Below are 16,119 nucleotides of genomic sequence, written 5' to 3' on the forward strand. Positions count from 1 at the left end.
CATAGTAGATACCTTCTTAAAAAATCAAACGACTGTTCAAAAGACTAAAGAAAAATTCAATTTGTTGCAGTCACAAATTCGCTTATTTCTAGTTTAGACCTGGAGCTTAGTTAATGCTTTGATTTGATCGGCAACGTAATCTTTGCGATCGGTGCGATTGTTCTGTTTGCGATCGCGAATCATACGGTGCATCAGACAAATTCTGAGAGGCAGTTAGAGCAGTAGATGTAAACAGCGTGGCACAACAATTCAAAGCAATGCCAGCAACGGCTGAAAAAGCAGTTGCAATATGTTGGCTATTCCATTTAGTAGGAGATGTGCATTGCTCCCTTGCACACTACTAAACTAATAAGTAACGAATACCCACAACCAGAAGGCGATCGAGGCGGCACAAGGCTGATGTGTGGAGTTGGAGTAAATAGAAAAATTGGCATTCAGATTGAGCTAGACGGAACATTATGCAATTTTTGTCACAAATACGCTAATTTAAGCAGCACATTAAGCCAGTTTTTTCATCATAAATACACTGTTCGGGTCTTGGGCATAGTCAGCAAATAGACTTCGGTACTCGAATCTGTAGCGTATATACAAAGCTCGTGCTGGGGCGAACTCCCCAAAAGCACCTGTTTCCAAATACAGGCAATCGTAACCACGCCGTTGGGCTTCTTTAATAATGTGTTCCAGAATTTTGGAGGCAACACCCTGACGACGGTAAGCCAAGGCTTACCGCATTGATTTGATTTCGCCACTTGTTGAAGAGAGTTCTTTCAATGCCCCGCATCCAACCAGTTCTTCGCCATCCCTTGCTGAAAAGAAAGTAATATCAGGCGAACGCAATGCCTCTATATCAAGAGCATGAACGCTTTCGGGCGGGGTAATCTCATGCATATTTTCGAGATGTTCCCTCAAAAGGTTAGCAATATTTTTACCTGTCAGGTCATCTTCATGAATTTGCAATCGGCTCATTTCCTTAATTTGCTAGGGATTTTTACTCTCTGAGCATTGATTTACAAAACCTAGTTAGCAATACATCAGGAAGACTCAAAGCCTGATGTTGACTTCTAAATTTTGTAATGCCACTTCAAGATTATTCATTTTTTGCGTAAAGCACGAAAATTGAGGTGGATAGTATTATACGACGGTATTTACTATGGATAAACTGGGGACAACATTAATTGTCTCCTATAACAGTTCTCCTTTGTATGCAATACACTTTGACCTCTCTCCTAAAAGAAGAGAGAGTTTGAATCTTACTCCCCAACGCTAGTAGGGAAGGGCTGTTCTTGTTAGGTCTGTTAATTTTTCATTGAGGAAATCTGAGATGACAAACCTTTTCAGCAAGATGATACAAGTAGGCATCAAAACTTCACCTTTGCAAGCCATATTGTTATTTGTTAATCAGGTGATCGCTAAATTTTATGCTTAGTTCAATATGGGTTTTCGGTATTCTGCACCGCTAAGGGCTAATTGCATCCAGTAAAAACAAACCCACATCTTTATGCAATGGTTCATTATGCTGTGGACAAGCTGTTGAATGTAGGCATCTTGGGCAACCAGCTTCACAATCACATTCGGCTGCTAAAGCGTAAGATGCAGCAGCAAATTTTGTGAAGTCGGAGAAAATAGCTTCTGCTGCCCCATTCCCACCTTCACAGGTGTCAAAAAAGTAACCAATGTTCCTGCTTTCTTTTTGTATGGCCAATTCATCTACATCCAAACTGGAGGATAAAACTACCATCGGTACAGCTTTAACTATCTGGTGCTGGATACTATGCAGTGCCGTCACTTCAGCACTGCTACTCCATAATGATTGATAAAGTTCTGGAACCTCACCTCCATTAGCGGTCATAATTTCTTGTTTGTATTTATTGACAGTTATTTGCAGCGCTTTCTGTAACGGCTCATTTAACTCTACTAGTACGCAAGGGGCTTGGTATTTTGTAACGTATGCCTCTGAAAATGCTATTTCTTTTTGAAGTTTTGTCACTTCTGCTGCACTCAGCGCCTGCTTACACAATGAACAGCTTTTTCCTTCAAGTGGTTTTTTATAATTAGCACAACGTTGGTTTTTACAGGTCATTCCGTAGGTACGTTTCATCAATCTATAACCAATAACAGAATTCGTAATTTCTCCCCAGACAAGAGTTAAACGTAACCGAGCATCTTTAATATTAGTAGGAATGATTTTAGATTCGGCCAAGGTAGAAAGTGGTTGAATATCTAATTCTGACTCCGCTTCAGTAAATAAATCTGTATCTTTTCCTAAAAATGTTAGTATTGCTTCTCCTTTGTCGGAATTTAGACTTTCGCTACGGTATGCTATTAATTGCCCACTTTCATCTTGCACCATATATATGGCTTCGGGAAATACTTCTCGATGGGCTAACGGTAGCGACATACTTTCTAAAATTTCACTTGTATGTTTATTAATTAGAGAAATTGACCTTTGAGTGCTGCTTCTGATATTAATTTCTTTATGAGGATAGCCTCTTCCCCAGAGTTTTCCATTGCCGCTTAAGAAAATTTTGTTTTGTTGTAAAAGAGAATCTGCAACTGCATCGGCTGTTTTTCCAAAACGAGTATTCAGTTCTCCTAAAGTTAAACTACTTTCAATGCAACCACATTCTAAATGTTTACCTAAAATGGTTGGATAGTCAGGGTTAAATGCAGCAGATTCAACTTCTCCTGATAGTAACTTTTGGTTATGTCGAGCGTAGTATACATCAATAGGGTTTTGTCCTAATGGCAGATAAATCACTAGTCCGTGCTGTTTGCGTCCGGCTCGACCAACTCGTTGCCAAAATGACATCAGGCTACCTGGAAACCCCCGAATTAAACAGCAATCTAGTTCGGGTAAATCAATTCCTGCTTCTAGGGAAGAAGTTGAAATAATTACCTTGATTTGTCCACCTTGGAGTTTTTGAATAATCTCGCTACGGCGATCGCCCGTTAAGGAACTGTAGAAAACTGCTACCTTGGAAGTTAAATAACCTAATCCAATGCGTTGTGTTTCCCGTTGGATTAACCCAAGTAAACCTTTGACAGCTGCACGAGAGTTACAAAAGACAATTCCACTCAAGTTATGCTGCAACCAAGAAATCACTATTTTAGTAGCTTCAACATTAGCTGCATTGTTTGGAGCCAGAGATAATAAGGTACGTCCTTTATAGGGAGCGCCACTATCCTCAATCAGGTGTAATCTTTGGGGTTGATGGGTTCTGCCGCTAAACCGCAATGCCATATCTTGAGGATTTCCGATTGTGGCACTAGAACAAATAAATTGCAGTCTTTGGGAATTACCACCAACCGCATCAACTGCTAACCTTAATCGCCGCATGAGATTAGCAAAGTGTGCGCCAAAAGCCCCAGTATAAGTATGGCTTTCATCAATTACACAGTAGCGCAACTGTCTTAAAAACTGTCGCCATCCTTCTGCATCATCCCGACGGCGCACATTGTAAAGATAGTAATGCAATAAGTCGGGGCTGACTGCCAATATGTTTGGAGGGTTGGGGATAAAAAAACGCTGCTGTCCAGTAGCTGGTGTATCTCCCGTCATCAATGCGAGTTTAAGACGAGTGTTAGGCATTGCCTTGACAAGCGACTGCAATTTTCGCATTTGATCTAGAGCTAATGCCTTGAGTGGAAAAATGTACAATGCTGTTGTTTGCGGTTGCTTAATACACGATTCCAGGATAGCCAGGTTGTAGCACAGCGTCTTTCCGCTTGCTGTGGGCGTAGTGATACTCAAGTCAAACCCAGCACGTAACTTTGTTAGAGCTTCTAACTGGTGAGAATAAATCTGGGTGATACCGTTATTCTGTAACGCTAAACGTAAAGCAGGTGGTAAATCGCCCGATAGGGGGTGAATTATCCCTTGGTTAGCATTTTTGATGTCTATCGCCCTAATGCTTGCAATCAGTTCTTGCGCTACAGACTGAAATCCTATTTGGGGGATTTGTTGAATCTGCTCCCCAATTGTTGTGAATGCGGCGTTGTTCTCTTCAAGGAATGTTGCCGAAGATACTAAGTTGGCGTTACTTGTTTTAATTGACCCCAAAGCTAGAGCCTGCTCCCAATCGACAAATTGGGTTGGCTTAACTTCTTCTACAAACTTGACAATCAACCGTCTGCCCAATAATGCCATTACCTCCCCAACTCCATACTCCGGTGAGTAAACATATCTACCTGCACTTAGCCATTCAGGAGGTTCTGGAATAGTTTGGTTGGCGGCACGGATAATTGCGGCGTAATCGGTTGGTTTGTTATCAGTCACAAATTTATGTTTCTGCTAGCAGTAAATTATTTGTTACTGAATGTCAGTATAAACCTAATGAATTTACTCTGGCATTTTCGTTGCTTGCGTTGCCTATCCAATTTATTATCGGCATACGCGAATTTGCGGAATTACAACGAACCAATCTTCTGTTATATTTCCATTGACTTCATCTCTTCTTAAATGACGATATATACTTCTGACTATAACTTCACTTGCCTGAAACTGAAATTGTCCAGGTTTGAATCCTTTGTAAGCTAATTCAGCATTCGCTTTTTTTGACAAAGCTCCAATGATTTGCCCTTGTGTTGTAAAGATATCCCAACCGTTATTGTATCTGTTGCTCTGGAATTTGAGTGGAGTACCTTCTTGAAGATGAGTTATGATATGTTGGCTATTTTTAGTAGAATGATGTCCTAAATAAACATCTCCTGGACTCAGGTCTGAATAGAACATCTGCCGTGGCAGAGAGGTTGTCGCAGGGCTTAAAGATTTTGTATTTACACCTGATTCCATCACAAATAAACTTTGTCGTGTGGAACATAGAACTAATTCTTCCTTAGCACGAGTCATTCCCACATAAAATAATCGCCGTTCTGATTCAGTTTCATCTGAAGAAATTCCAAAACCGTCTACTAACTGAATGATTTTTCTAAACTCCAGCCCCTTTGCACCATGACAACTTGTAACTAGAACCGCTCGATCATCTAACATTACTTCTGGACTTTCATTGAATTCAAATAAAGTAGTAAGAACATCAGCTACACTAATGGGAAGAGCTAATTCTTCAGAATCAAATCCTCGTTCTTGGTCAATGTCATGGGCAATCTTGAGCAAGACTTTGACTGTAGGTTCTTGCGAACTGCGTTCCCATTGAGCAAAAAGACTGAGAAACCAAGCTTGTACGGATTCTTCTGGTAGAAGAATTTTTTGATTCTGGCGCTTTAATTCTTCGATGAGCTTACAGGTTACTAAATTTTTAATAAGTTGAAATCCATCTGTTTTTAAAGAATAAGTTGTAATTCTTACTCTTTCTAAAAGTAATCTACTGGGAGCTAAGTTATCCCAATGACGAGCAAGGACAGCAATTTCATTGTGACGTATTCCCTGTTTGATCCATGACTGAATGCGCTGCTGTACCCAAAGTGCTTGCGAGTTAATATTATTAAAACTATAAGCTTCAACTGCTAAACCTTGATATCCACTGCGGTAGTTATCAATTCTTACCTGTTCTTCAGGTATAATTTTGCACCGCTTTTTATTATTGTTAATTAACTTGTTGGCAGCTTGAATAATTGACTCTGTAGAACGATAGTTTTCAATCAGTAAGAGGCGTTTTGCTTTGTACTCTTCCTCAAATTGAAGGATATATTTTGGATCGGTATGTCTAAACTCATAAATATTCTGATCGTCATCTCCAATGACACAAAGATTTATTTGTACTGAGTGACTTTCATCTTCTGACTCATTTAACCCCGCAATTAACTTAATTAAGCGATATTCTTGTTCGCTAACATCTTGGTATTCATCAACAAATATATATTCTAATTTTCCTAATAATTGAATTCGTCGTGCCTGAGTATCTTCATCTGCATCTTCAAATTCTTCGCCTTTTTCAATTAATTCGCAAGCTTCAACCAAAAGCCGATCAAAATTTATTGTTTGAGTTCCTCTGTATTCACCTACCGTCCGTCCCAAAAGTGATAAGGCTAAACCGTGGAAAGTAAAGACCCGAATTCGTGATGCTTGTTCGCCAATCAAATTACGCAACCGCAACCGTAATTCTCTAACTGCATTACGGTTGTAAGCTAAAACAAGAATACGCTTCGGCTCAACTCGCTTAACCTTTACAAGATAAGCAATCCGGTGAACAATAGTTTTTGTTTTACCAGAACCAGGGCCTGCTATCACTGCCATTGTTGGGTGTGAAGCTAAAACAATTTCTTTTTGAGCAGGGTTAAGCGGTTCTAGAATACGGTTGTAATCTTCTGGAAGAATCGGTCTGGTAATCTCTTGTGCCAAAAATTGGTACTTTGAAACGAATTCTTCTTGATTTGTACCAAAGTAATCACGAACAAATTGCTGACGCTGTTCATCTAACTTTAACTGACCATACTTCACCATGTAATGAGTGCGACGAGTTTGTTCATCATAGTGAGCTTCAACTTCAGGGTAACGGCGTTTTACTCTGGAAACACTTGCGTTTTTTATTACACGGACTTTCAGCGACTGTTGAAAGAGATTCAGCCCATCACTTAACCGAATAACTTTTCTCTGGTGCAGCCACAAAAGAATAACTTCTAACTCTTCATTATTCCAGTCAAGTTGACTTTTTTGGGTAACTTGTTTAGCAAGTTTACCTAATTCATACTTCAGAGATAATCTTGCCCCTGTTGCATCTTTCAATGCTTGATATAAAACTTCCAATACTGTAGTTGTGAGAATTTTATGCTCAGGTAAATGCTCTGCAACTTCCATTTCTCCTAAGCGAACCACATCACTAGAAATTCTACTTAACTTTAGCCATTTTTGAGCAACCCAACCTTCCAAAATATCTATGATGTTGGATGCTCTGATTTTTTTACTATTGTCTGGGTCAAGTCGAGAAGCAAGTCCACGCAGATTTATTTGTATTTCATTTTCATTCCCAAACAACTCATTAAGCACTTTGAGTAATTCGTCTTCTAACTGGCGAATGCGTTCATGATTATTACGGGCATCTCCTCTTACACCCTTAGTAATCACAAGTGTAATTGGTATTTCAAAAGAGCAGACTTCAGCCTTTTGCAGTTCACGGATTCTGGCAGTCAGGTCATGTAAGCTAATTCCAGCTTCATCACTGAGGCGGTCGAGGGGAAACGGTTGATCGTTGCTATTACAATAAACTTTCGCAATGTGCATTGCTTGAATCAGCCGCTCAAAGTTATCTGCTTCAAACCGGGATAAGTCCTTCATCCGGCTGTATTTCTCAAACTGCTCTATAGACTCAGCAAAGGTATCATGGCTTAGTTCAAATTCGATAAAGCTTGAAAAGTTCTCGGCTCGTTCTAATAAACCAAATTTTTCTAAGTAATGCAATCCTGCTTTTATCTTAGTATTTTGCTGTTCTGATTCTTCACCAAATTCCTCATCAAAGTCACCTGATTCAAAGATTTCATTGGTTGTCACCCAAAACCAATCATCTCTAGCGCTGCCAAAAGTGCGATCGCGGATATGTCTAGTCGAGATCAAGACATTTTTTAAATCTTGTTCGCTCAGTTGGTTCAAACTTTGCAAACGAAAAACTGTATCAGCATCTTTTGGATCAAAGAGTAAAGTACAAATTGATGGTTTTTTACCATCACGTCCTGCCCGTCCAGCCTCTTGGATGTAACCTTCTAAATTGGCGCTCATGCAATGGTGAATAACAGCGCGTACATCTTTACGGTTTATGCCCATGCCAAAAGCACAAGTTGCAGTAACTACATTCAATTTACCTGATTTGAATTCTTGCAGAACTTGTTGTTTTTGTTCTTTTGCAAGTTTCCCATGATAATATTTAGCTTCAATATGACTTTGTTTGAGAAGTTCTGCCAGCTTTTGGGCATTTTTACGTGTAGTAGTGTAAATCAGGGTACTACCACCAAGTTCAAGAGCTTCTTTTACCTGATTCAACAAAACTTGCTCTTTATTCCCTGCTACTGGAATCACATTAAAAGTTAGATTATCTCTTGTTGTTGCCCCATCAATTGTACGATTTATATTTAGTTCGTGTTGGGCAAATAGCTCTTTAATATCTTCAATAACAGCAACTGTTGCTGTTGCTGTCATTAAAGCTAACAAAGGCATTGCAAGCTGCCGCTCTTGATATAATTCATGAATAAATTTAGGAATGTAACGGTAATCTGGTCGAAAATCGTGGCCCCATTGGCTAACACAGTGAGCCTCATCAATCACCCAAAGAACCGGAGGCCGCTCTTCTAACAATGCCCGAATACTCATTGACCGCAATTGCTCAGGGCTGATGTACAGCAAACCTTTGGAACCAGAACGCAGTTCTGATAATCGCTGACGACGTTCTGCTGCTGAAAGATTACCATTAATGAAGGTGGCGAAGAAAAACCCAGCTTGTTCTAAATCTGCTACCTGATCTGCCATTAGTGCTTGTAGCGGTGAAATGACAACAGTAAGCGCTTTGTGCCTTTCGTGGAACATGAAAGCTGGTAATTGATAGCATAAAGATTTACCACCACCAGTAGGCATGAGAACAAGCGGACGCTCATTATTAATGATTGCTTGAACAGCTTCTTCTTGCAAAGGTCGAAAACTGGGAATTTCAAAATATTCCAAGTAAGAACTTATGGCGAATTCATCTGTACTTAAAGGACGCAAATTCTCAAGTACAGCTTGAAAACCATTTAAATGTCTGAGCCAATCACAAAAAACCTGCTTCGATTCATTGGTATTGCACTCATAGTTCCAAGCCAGTAATCCCGCCACGCATAATCTTGTATCAAAATCATAAGTTTGTGGACTAGACCATAACTGCTGCAAATAGGATTGATTTATTCCCTTTAGCATTGTTTCTGGCAGCATTTCTATGGCGGGTTGTTCAATCTTCAAACCAAGGTTATCACTGAAAAGTTGTTGATATGCAAGGTCTGCATCTTCGCAACCACAAGTCAGGAGCCAAATATATACCTGTTGTACTTCATCAGGCTTTTTAAATAATATTTCTAATTGTTGACCAAGTAATAATCGAGTTGCCTGTGCGTCTTCTACAGGGTTATTACTTGAATATTCACTTTGCTTATAATCTTTATTTAGCTTATGCGAATGCTGTAGGGGGAAAGCAAGTATTGATAGTTCTAAAGTGTCAATTATATGCCAAGAAGATAATTGAGGTTCTTGCTCAATCAGATAAGGGTAATCAAAGCGGCGGAAGTTGTGACCGCATACTGCTAAATTACTATTTTTCAGCTTCCTAATTTCTTCGTAAGCTTGATTTAGATTCTCTTGATAAAAATCTTTTGTTAAATTCAGAGATACCAATCCGATGCGGTATATATTATTTTCACTATTAATTTCTAAGTCTAAATAAGCATAAAATAAGTCAATATCTAATAAATCTTGCATGAGAATCCCTGATTAGATTGCTTTTTCGCAATTTCATTTCTAAAAAATTACTAACTTAACCTTCCCTGACTTTGTTAAAAGATTTTAGCAACAAGCACTTATTTGTCAATAAATAGTACTAAAATACTATTTTAAACTCATGTATGCGTTGCCATTTCTGTTGTGTTATTTGTAGCACTTGGCTGACGAATTACAATCAAAGTCTTCAAAACAGGGTCTTGTTTTCAGTTTTCCCTCAGCAGTAGCTTTTCTAACACAAAAGCTTCCAAACCGAATCTTCGCACCGGATTTCCCATAATATACCACTGTAATAGCCCACACCAGCAGGGCTTTCGGCAATAAAAAAGAGAATCGATTAGGGAGATGATGGACTAGCCTCATAAGAGCGATGTCTATGACGGGCTACACTTACGTGGGTTTAAGGTGCGATCACCACCATAACTTTTACAAGACGTATAATATAAAACTTGACTCTCAGACCGGAATAACACTTCCTGAACCCTGGCTGCTTTGGGTATCACAGCTTTTAAGCAATGAGCAAATTGAGGCTGTAAAAACTCGTTGGAATGTAACGGGAGTTCTGAAGAGTGAGGAAAATACCTTTTTTAAGCTTGAGCAAGATATGGGGCAAACTCAATTACCAGAAGTAGCCCAGTGGTTGGGAGGCTGGTAAATTAAATTCTAGCGTGGAAAAGCGATCGCACCCCCAAAGAGCGATCGTCAGTAGCAATAATTTTGAGCGATGCCGAAGGCGACAAGCTACGCATTTATCGGGACTTTAACATTTTTGAGGCACAATATAGACTACGCACTAATAACTAATGACTATGAACCAAAAAGATGTAGTTGTAATTGGTAGTGGTATAGGGGGGTTGAGTTGTGCTGCTATTTTGGCGCGATATGGCTTTGATGTGACTGTTTGTGAGAGTCATACAATTGCTGGTGGAGCGGCGCACAGTTTTGAACGTCAAGGATTTAAGTTTGATAGTGGCCCTTCTCTTTACTCTGGGTTGTCTTACACTCCTTCGGTTAACCCTTTACGACAAGTGCTAGATGTAATTGGTGTGGATTTGCCATGTGTGACTTATGATACTTGGGGTTGTCGGCTACCAGAAGGTGATTTTGATACATCTGTAGGTGCAGAACAGTTTTGTGAAGTGCTGGCAAGGCTGCGAGGTGAAGATGCAGTGTCCCAATGGCGACGCTTGCAAGCGGTGATGACACCACTAGCCGCAGCGGCGATCGCTCTCCCTGCATCTGCATTACGTTTAGATATAGGTGCAGCTTTAACTATCAGTAAATTTGCTCCATCGTTAGCTAAACATACTGCCAATATTCTCAAGTTAACGGGGTCTTTTGACCGGATCATGAATGGTGTTGTCCATGACCCCTTTATTATTAACTGGTTGAACTTGTTGTGTTTTCTCCTCTCTGGACTACCAGCATCAGAAACTAACGCCGCAGAAGTCGCATTTATGTTTGGGGAGTGGTACAAACCAGGAGTAGCGTTAGATTACCCTGTTGGTGGTAGTGGTGCTTTAGTCAATGCACTGGTGCAAGGACTAGAAAAACATGGCGGGAAATTAATGTTAGGCTCTCATGTTGAGCAAGTTTTGGTACAAGGTAAACGGGCGGTAGGTGTCAAACTGCGAAATGGGGAAGAAATTCGGGCGCGACGAGCAGTTGTTTCTAATGCTTCAATATGGGATACGTTAAAACTATTACCAGAAGGAGCAATACCAAAAAAATTCCGCAGCCAACGCCAAGCTATACCAGAGTGTGATAGTTTTATGCACTTGCATCTTGGTATTGATGCTCAAGGTTTACCAGCAGATTTAGCTTGTCATTATATTGTGGTTAATGATTGGCAATTGGGCATTACTGCACCGCAAAATGTTGTGGTGGTATCAATACCCTCAATTCTTGACCCATCGCTTGCACCCCCAGGTAAACACGTAATTCACGTTTACACTCCCGGTAATGAACCCTACGCACTTTGGCAAGGGCTAGATAGGAGAAGCCAGGAATATGAGCAACTAAAGCGATTGCGCGCCGAGGTGATGTGGCAAGCTTTAGAACGAATCATCAGCGATATCCGCACCCGTTGCGAAATCACCCTGGTTGGTACACCCCTCACCCACGAACGTTTTTTACGCCGCCATCATGGTTCCTATGGCCCGGCAATTTCTGCCGCTAAAGGTTTATTTCCTGGTCACGGTACACCTTTAGCGGGGTTGATGTGCTGCGGTGACTCCACATTCCCCGGCATCGGTTTACCCGCCGTCGTCGCTAGTGGGATGATTGTTGCTAATACCCTGGCTCCTTTGAGTAAGCATTTAGCTATGTTGGAGGAAATAAGTTAAGGACAAGACTGGCTTTTAATCATTAGCCCTCGGACAACTTATCGACGGAGTAGCCGTGCCATTAATTACCTTTGGTATAATCACCATCACTTCCAAAGCCAGGTTCGTAGGAATTCCCTAGTTGTAACTAAAAATCCGGCTACATGAGTCAGTAAAGTTATTAGTCTCTATTTGCTCTTGAAAAATTATCTCAGACAACTAAGCTTAGGAAGAGCCAGTATTGGACTGTGTTTAGATGACTCAACGAGACAATCGCTAATAAATGTTTAATCCGGTTAAAATTGTGCTTTCTTAATATTGTGACAACACTAGCAATATGAAGCCATCGTGGAGAACTGGCATAATTTTAACTGCGTAGTTTACCGCCGCAGGCATCGCTGGAGCTACCATCAGCGCTATCTCGATTTTCCAAAGAACTAACCAGCCATCCATCGCACTTACCGAAGAATGGATCGCTACCCAAGTAGCAGATGGGGACAGCATCACAGTTCGTCAAACCGATGGTAGCCAAATGTCAGTCGAGCTTTGTGGCATCGATGCCCCGGAACTGAAACAGGGTAAAACCCCAGGACAACCACTGGCCAATGAAGCAAAACAGAAACTACTCAAGCTAATCGCGGCTGCCCATAACCAACTGATGATCGTTCCAGTGGCAAAAGACAGCGATGGGCGCACTGTTGCTGAAGTCATGGTTCGCGGACAGGGTGAGGCTGAGATTAGTTTTCAGGAAGAATTACTCAAGAGTGGTTTGGCTAAAACGCGGCTTGGTGGGGTAGAATGCCCGAATCAAATAGCTTTCGAGAATGCTCAGGGATTAGCGATCGCTTCTAAAACTGGAGTGTGGAGTCAGGTCAAATAAAATCAGCTTTCAAATTTCAAATTGAGTGCTAAGAAGATTTTTTCACACCAGCTAATATAAGAGTGAGCGCAACTTCTAAAAAATGGCGATCGCGAATGGCTATTAAAACTCCATTAATGAGTATTTGAGACTTGTGAATAAGGAAGCTTGGGAAATAGCGATCGCTCGTTCAGCGTAAAACAATAGCACTTTCCCTACCTCCTCTTGACAAATTCTGTTTTTGCTTAACTTGTCACAAATTGAACATAGCTTTGCGGCAATGACAACGGCTTTTTCAAAGTCTGCGGGATTCACAATGCCCAAAAGAGAACGTTTTTCCTCATTCAAAGGTAAGTTTGGCGGAAATTACATTTCCAACTTTGGAAAGCAGAATGCGATCGCGTTTGTTGCATAATAAGCAAACAACAAGATTCCTGAATTCTTTAAAAGTCAAGGATCTAAGCCTTGTAACAATGCTGCCATATAGATGTGCTAGATAGCCAATTGCTTACAGCTAATGGTAAAAATCAATTAGCGATTCGCAATTAGCACTATGGCAAATTTTCTCCAACCGCCAAGGTTACGCATTGGTGAAGACACTGAAGAAGAACGACGTGCCACTTGGCTAGAACTGTTTTATGATTTGGTTTTTGTCGTTGCAATTTCTCAACTCGCCCACAATCTCAACGAGGATATTTCTCTATCAGGATTATTTGGGTTTGTAGTTCTATTTATACCAGTTTGGTGGTCATGGATTGGCACTACATTCTATGCCAACCGCTTTGACAGCGATGATGTGGGACATAGACTGCTGATTGGTTTACAAATGCTGACAGCAGCAGCGATGGCTATTAACATCCACCACGGTTTGGATGAGAGTTCCCCTGGTTTTGCCATTTCCTATGCTTTTGGTCGAGCTGTGCTTGTAATAGAGTACGTCCGTGCTGGAAGACATATCCCCTTTGCACGTCCTTTAACTACTCGCTACGCTATTGGTTTTGCGAGCGCAGCCTTGCTGTGGTTAATATCAGCATCTGTACCCATTCCTTGGCGGTTCGGATTTTGGACGCTGGGAATTGTTATTGACTTTGCTACACCCCTAACAGGACGTAAGTTTCAGATCGGGTTACTCCCCCACGCCTCGCACTTACCGGAGCGTTTCGGGCTATTCACCATTATTGTTTTGGGTGAAGCAATCATTGCAGTAGTTAATGGTGTCTCTGAGCAGAAATGGGATGTTTTGACCGTAATTTCCGCCGTGTTTGGTCTAATTATCGCCTTTAGTTGGTGGTGGGTTTATTTTGATAACCTGGGTGGTAAACCTATTGAGATGGCGCGGACACATGGAAAAGTTGGTGTTGTTAATCTCTGGCTTTACACCCATTTACCGCTAGTGATTGGGATTACTGCTGCTGGAGTCGGTGTAGAACAAATCTTGTTGAGTAAGCCAACTTTAGCACTACCCGATTCCCAGCGATGGCTCATCTGTGGTTCAGTAGCATTATGCTCTCTAGCTGTCAGTATTCTCCATAGATTTGGGGTGATCCGTTATTGCAAAATCCGTTCCCAGTATCGACTTGCGGGTGCAGTCGTGCTGCTAGCGATCGCCATTTTAGGGAAAGGTTTGTTACCTGTTGCAGTCATTAGCCTTGTAGCTGTAGTTTCTGCTGTCCAAGTCGTTCAAGATTTGTATCAGAGCCGTCCTACTACCCGCTTGGTTGACCCAGAAATCTAGCTTTTAGCGTAGTGGCGCACATCTGTGCGCCACTGCGATGTATCCATGCAATTGAAATATGAAAAATTTTCATGACCAAGGCTTAATTGAACTCTTGAGTCACAACAAAAGATTACTTTCGAGCCAAGCCTGTCAATATTCCTAAAATTACCATCCTGCTCGACCACGGCTATCATCCAAACACCATCAGCACTGCCCTACAAAAACTATATCCACAAGTCCTGACCAAGATAGAAGTCAACTTGCACCTAAGCCGACGAAAGCTGAAAAAGCAGCCCAAGGCAAAGCAGAATTTGTCCCAATTGCAACACGATGGATCATTGAACGGTCTAATGCTTGGATGGAGCGGTGTAAGAGTTTAGTCAAAAATTTTGAGCGTACTTTAAGTCATGCGACAGCAAAACTCAATCTGTGTTTCATTCGACTGATGCTCAAGCGGTTGGTGAATGGATAGATCCCAAATAGATTTTATATATCCTTGGACTATTCAAAATTCAAAATTAGGAAAGCTAGACAGAACAAAGGTTTGGGAGTATGTATCTGTCGCATTCTTTTTTCAAATTGGTATAACTTGGCTATACATTTGCAAGACCGATGCAGAAATACGTCCTGAGAGTTTTGCGATCGCCCATAGCGCTCTTGTAAAATCATTTTCAATTGTTGAGAATTCGCAAGAGAAAAAAGTTTATGGCACATATGTCCGGTCAAGACCCCTCGGAAATCACAATGGCAACGGTTGATGAAGAACGAAAAGGCGCAACTTTCAGCGGTACGGTCATCCTTGGTATAGATCCTGAGGGTGGGGAAGTCGTTTTCTTTAGAGACTTTTTAATTGAAGATTATAAAGGCGAACTTACCGCAAATCTTGCAACAGATGGCGATATAACGAAAAGCATTGATTTAGGCGAACTCGATCATAAAAGCCCCAGTTTTAGCCTGCCAATTCCGCTGGGAACGGATACATTACCCTACAATACAGTCGTGTTGAGCGACAAAAAAAGCAAGAAAAAAATCCTGACGATCAATCTATAAAATTTGTAACTTAGCTCGTAGTTCAGCCAAATTCGATTGCCCTCCTGTATAGATATCAAATGGGTTCTATAAAGGTATTCACTATGCATTAACCGGGGACAACATTAATTGTCTCCTATATAATTTACTTCTATCAAAAGCTGCTCTGGGCTAACTCCAGGGCAGTTTTATATTGCACAGTAAAAGCGAAATTTACAACTGTACTTAATGGTGAATCACCCCCAGGTCAGGTTTTTTCAAAAAATATTCGCAGAGCCAGACACTACCAATGCATCAGTTCTTATAGGCATGATGGGGGTGGCTTTTTGGCTACGCCGCCAACGAAATACGCCCACTTACTTCTGGCTAACATAAGAACGCTCTTGGAGCGGCCAAATTCAATTCAGCATTTATAAGGTTATAGCGTAGCTTATCGCTAAGAATAACACTTGATTTTAGACAATCTTTCATGATAACCTACATTGGGATTTTAAACTACGGTTTAAAGATGGGCTTATCGTAGTTTAAAATCTCAATGTATTTTTTATTTGAATTAGCCGTAATTGGCATAAGTAATTCTAAAACTGTCTTGAGAAAAAACTCATGGTCATTACACAAAGAGGTAAACTTGGGCGTTCAGGACTAGAAGTATCACCAATATCTTTTGGTGGTAACGTTTTTGGCTGGACAATTGATGAAAATAGTTCATTTGAGATTTTAGATTGCTTTAGGGACTTCCAAAGAATAAATTATTCCAAGAAAAACAAGAAATATGTTTTCT

At 40.8% G+C, this 16,119-nt stretch carries 13 protein-coding genes; 6 read left to right on the forward strand and 7 right to left on the reverse strand.

What is annotated here, in order from left to right; translation table 11 throughout:
• Positions 1 to 498: 498 nt before the first annotated feature.
• From HWQ42_RS11525 to HWQ42_RS11540, 4 genes are all read right to left on the reverse strand, one after another.
• A complete protein-coding gene (locus HWQ42_RS11525; protein ID WP_292812061.1) occupies positions 499 to 720 on the reverse strand; it encodes a GNAT family N-acetyltransferase in 222 nt (73 codons plus the stop codon).
• Between the two features lie 3 nt (positions 721 to 723).
• Complete coding sequence (locus HWQ42_RS11530) at positions 724 to 966, reverse strand: hypothetical protein (protein WP_292812063.1); 243 nt, start codon at positions 964 to 966, stop codon at positions 724 to 726.
• A 490-nt stretch (positions 967 to 1,456) separates the two neighbouring features.
• Entirely contained in the window at positions 1,457 to 4,276 is a 2,820-nt protein-coding gene (locus tag HWQ42_RS11535; protein ID WP_292812065.1) for a DEAD/DEAH box helicase, read from the reverse strand.
• A 105-nt stretch (positions 4,277 to 4,381) separates the two neighbouring features.
• Positions 4,382 to 9,391 carry a RecQ family ATP-dependent DNA helicase gene (locus tag HWQ42_RS11540; RefSeq protein WP_292812068.1) on the reverse strand — a complete coding sequence of 1,670 codons (5,010 nt, stop codon included), beginning with the start codon at positions 9,389 to 9,391 and terminating at the stop codon, positions 4,382 to 4,384.
• Between the two features lie 394 nt (positions 9,392 to 9,785).
• Here HWQ42_RS11540 and HWQ42_RS11545 point away from each other — a divergent pair, with 394 nt between their 5' ends.
• Together HWQ42_RS11545 and HWQ42_RS11550 are read left to right on the forward strand one after the other, a co-directional pair.
• On the forward strand, positions 9,786 to 10,064 hold the full coding sequence (locus HWQ42_RS11545; RefSeq protein WP_292812070.1) for a hypothetical protein: 279 nt from the start codon (positions 9,786 to 9,788) through the stop codon (positions 10,062 to 10,064).
• A 154-nt stretch (positions 10,065 to 10,218) separates the two neighbouring features.
• Positions 10,219 to 11,754: an NAD(P)/FAD-dependent oxidoreductase gene (locus tag HWQ42_RS11550; RefSeq protein ID WP_292812083.1), complete on the forward strand. Its 1,536-nt coding sequence runs from the start codon at positions 10,219 to 10,221 to the stop codon at positions 11,752 to 11,754.
• A 291-nt stretch (positions 11,755 to 12,045) separates the two neighbouring features.
• On the opposite strand, the gene HWQ42_RS11555 is transcribed toward HWQ42_RS11550, so the two are convergent.
• On the reverse strand, positions 12,046 to 12,237 hold the full coding sequence (locus HWQ42_RS11555; protein ID WP_292812072.1) for a hypothetical protein: 192 nt from the start codon (positions 12,235 to 12,237) through the stop codon (positions 12,046 to 12,048).
• A 28-nt stretch (positions 12,238 to 12,265) separates the two neighbouring features.
• Here HWQ42_RS11555 and HWQ42_RS11560 point away from each other — a divergent pair, with 28 nt between their 5' ends.
• On the forward strand, positions 12,266 to 12,613 hold the full coding sequence (locus HWQ42_RS11560) for a thermonuclease family protein (RefSeq protein ID WP_292812074.1): 348 nt from the start codon (positions 12,266 to 12,268) through the stop codon (positions 12,611 to 12,613).
• A gap of 102 nt (positions 12,614 to 12,715) precedes the next feature.
• Here the strand turns inward: HWQ42_RS11560 and HWQ42_RS11565 are convergent, their stop codons facing one another.
• Positions 12,716 to 12,940 carry a hypothetical protein gene (locus tag HWQ42_RS11565; protein ID WP_194043420.1) on the reverse strand — a complete coding sequence of 75 codons (225 nt, stop codon included), beginning with the start codon at positions 12,938 to 12,940 and terminating at the stop codon, positions 12,716 to 12,718.
• Between the two features lie 205 nt (positions 12,941 to 13,145).
• Between HWQ42_RS11565 and HWQ42_RS11570 the strand changes: the two genes are divergently transcribed.
• On the forward strand, positions 13,146 to 14,327 hold the full coding sequence (locus tag HWQ42_RS11570; protein ID WP_292812079.1) for a low temperature requirement protein A: 1,182 nt from the start codon (positions 13,146 to 13,148) through the stop codon (positions 14,325 to 14,327).
• 237 nt (positions 14,328 to 14,564) lie between these two features.
• Here HWQ42_RS11570 and HWQ42_RS35525 read toward each other — a convergent pair whose 3' ends face one another.
• A complete protein-coding gene (locus HWQ42_RS35525) occupies positions 14,565 to 14,693 on the reverse strand; it encodes a hypothetical protein (RefSeq protein ID WP_367119050.1) in 129 nt (42 codons plus the stop codon).
• 80 nt (positions 14,694 to 14,773) lie between these two features.
• Between HWQ42_RS35525 and HWQ42_RS11580 the strand changes: the two genes are divergently transcribed.
• Both HWQ42_RS11580 and HWQ42_RS11585 read left to right on the forward strand, forming a co-directional pair.
• Entirely contained in the window at positions 14,774 to 15,067 is a 294-nt protein-coding gene (locus HWQ42_RS11580) for a hypothetical protein (RefSeq protein ID WP_292812081.1), read from the forward strand.
• Positions 15,054 to 15,359 carry a hypothetical protein gene (locus HWQ42_RS11585; RefSeq protein WP_292811250.1) on the forward strand — a complete coding sequence of 102 codons (306 nt, stop codon included), beginning with the start codon at positions 15,054 to 15,056 and terminating at the stop codon, positions 15,357 to 15,359. The genes HWQ42_RS11580 and HWQ42_RS11585 overlap by 14 nt, the downstream gene beginning before the upstream one ends.
• Positions 15,360 to 16,119: the final 760 nt, after the last annotated feature.

This window comes from Nostoc sp. JL23, assembly GCF_017115065.1.
Classification (GTDB): domain Bacteria; phylum Cyanobacteriota; class Cyanobacteriia; order Cyanobacteriales; family Nostocaceae; genus Nostoc; species Nostoc punctiforme_A.

Bases quoted from the DNA above. Each gene is read 5' to 3' on its own strand.
- HWQ42_RS11530 (WP_292812063.1), bottom strand. From the start codon at position 966: ATGAGCCGATTGCAAATTCATGAAGATGACCTGACAGGTAAAAATATT.
- HWQ42_RS11540 (WP_292812068.1), bottom strand. From the start codon at position 9,391: ATGCAAGATTTATTAGATATTGACTTATTTTATGCTTATTTAGACTTA.
- HWQ42_RS11545 (WP_292812070.1), top strand. From the start codon at position 9,786: ATGACGGGCTACACTTACGTGGGTTTAAGGTGCGATCACCACCATAAC.
- HWQ42_RS11550 (WP_292812083.1), top strand. From the start codon at position 10,219: ATGAACCAAAAAGATGTAGTTGTAATTGGTAGTGGTATAGGGGGGTTG.
- HWQ42_RS11555 (WP_292812072.1), bottom strand. From the start codon at position 12,237: ATGCTGTCCCCATCTGCTACTTGGGTAGCGATCCATTCTTCGGTAAGT.
- HWQ42_RS11560 (WP_292812074.1), top strand. From the start codon at position 12,266: ATGTCAGTCGAGCTTTGTGGCATCGATGCCCCGGAACTGAAACAGGGT.
- HWQ42_RS11570 (WP_292812079.1), top strand. From the start codon at position 13,146: ATGGCAAATTTTCTCCAACCGCCAAGGTTACGCATTGGTGAAGACACT.
- HWQ42_RS11580 (WP_292812081.1), top strand. From the start codon at position 14,774: ATGGATAGATCCCAAATAGATTTTATATATCCTTGGACTATTCAAAAT.
- HWQ42_RS11585 (WP_292811250.1), top strand. From the start codon at position 15,054: ATGGCAACGGTTGATGAAGAACGAAAAGGCGCAACTTTCAGCGGTACG.